1 protein-coding gene and 2 tRNA genes are annotated in these 1,668 nt (G+C 71.0%); all 3 read right to left on the reverse strand.

All coding sequences use genetic code 11. The annotated features are described in order from the left end of the window. Positions 1–16 precede the first annotated feature (16 nt). Positions 17–90 (reverse strand) — tRNA-Met (locus ACFWFR_RS19275). A 247-nt stretch (positions 91–337) separates the two neighbouring features. Further along, positions 338–411: transfer RNA gene (locus ACFWFR_RS19280), tRNA-Met, on the reverse strand. Positions 412–475: 64 nt separating this feature from the next. Then, complete coding sequence (locus ACFWFR_RS19285; protein WP_377624193.1) at positions 476–1,507, reverse strand: aldose 1-epimerase; 1,032 nt, start codon at positions 1,505–1,507, stop codon at positions 476–478. Positions 1,508–1,668: the final 161 nt, after the last annotated feature.

The raw sequence follows: 1,668 nt of genomic DNA on the forward strand, positions 1-1,668 counted from the left end.
ACCGGGCCTTCCTTTGTAGCGGGGGCAGGATTTGAACCTGCGACCTCTGGGTTATGAGCCCAGCGAGCTACCGAGCTGCTCCACCCCGCGTCGGTGAACACCACTCTACGGGATCATCTGCCGGGACTCCTACTAGATTCCCTGTCGGCCACGTCACACCACGGAGGGTGCCCTCCGGCCGCCGAGGCGCCGGACCGGACAGCGGGACCGCGGTGAGGCGGATCCGTTCACGAGCCGGAACCTGGCCTGCCCGACGGTCCGTCGGAGCGGGCCCGTCACGGCCGAGGAAATGACGAAGGCCCGGTCCAGCATTTCTGCTGAACCGGGCCTTCCTTTGTAGCGGGGGCAGGATTTGAACCTGCGACCTCTGGGTTATGAGCCCAGCGAGCTACCGAGCTGCTCCACCCCGCGTCGGTAAACACAACCTTACGGGAGATGGGCCGAGGCGCCAAATCGGGCACCCCGGCCCCCCGTTTCAGCCCTCGCGCGGAGCGATCACACGGGCACCGAACCGGAACTCGCGCTCCTCGCCCGCAGCGAGCCGAACCTGCTGTGCACAGTCCGGTCGGTTGAAGGCGTTCGTCAGGCTCTCGACCGGCTCGAGCGCGATCGACGCCCGCGCCCGGCGGCCCAGCCCATCGCCCGTGTAGACGTGCATGTTGCCCCGCTCCTGCCACACCTCGACCCCGGCGCCCGTCGCCGGGTCGAGGACCCGGGTGCGCGCCAGGCCGTCCGCGTCGGGCACGAGGTCGGTGAACGCGGTGTCGAGCGTGGTCCCGGCGAGCCCCAGCGGCCCGACGGCGGCACGCACCTCCCGGGCCGCCTCGCCGTCGAGCGGGATGAGGCCCGCGTCCGTCGCGACCGTCGCACGCGCCGGCACGTGCAGCTCGAGCGCGTCGATCGTGGCATGGCCCGGGACGCGGAAGTACGGGTGCCAACCCGCCGTGACCGGCGCGGCCAGCCGTCCCACGTTGCGGTAGGACCAGGTGACGTCGAGCGTCTCCTCGGTCAGCTCGAAGCGGATCCTCGTCTCGAGGTCGAACGGGTAGCCCGCGACGTCGGTCGACTGGACGCACGTCGCGAGCTCCACCGAGACCGCACCGTCGACGGAGTCCTCCGCGTCGACGCCCGGCACGAGCTCCCAGTCCTGGAGCCGGACGAAGCCGTGCAGGGTGCCGACCTCGCCCGGTGCGGGTGGGACGTGGTGCGTGACGCCGTCGAACGTGTAGGTGCCCGCAGCCACGCGGTTGGCGAACGGGAGCATGAGCCCCGAGCGCGTCGCCTCCTGCGCGAGCAGCTCGGACTCGGCCACGTAGCCGTCGAGCAGGTCGCGGACCTCACGCTCCTCGGAGCCTGCACCCCACGGCGCCCGCCAGGCCAGCACGGTCGCGCCACGCAGGGCGACGACGAGCTCGGCGCCGCTCGGATGGATGAGTGCGACCGTCGGCAGCGAGCCGAGCACCCCCTCGACGATGTAAGCGTTGCTGCAAACGGTTGCACTGGTCATGAGGCCCAATGTTTGCCTGCCGTACCAGAAATGACAAGCCGCGCCCTCTGGTACCGCGTGTCGTCCCCCCGGCGGCGGTTCCGACACCCTCGGCAGGCGGTCCTGAGCCGTGGCGGGCCCAGACACCTCCGGCTCGCTCCCCGGGCGGTGCAGCACGAAGT

Origin of the sequence: Oerskovia sp. NPDC060287 (genome assembly GCF_042726775.1) — a bacterium.
GTDB lineage: Bacteria > Actinomycetota > Actinomycetes > Actinomycetales > Cellulomonadaceae > Oerskovia > Oerskovia merdavium.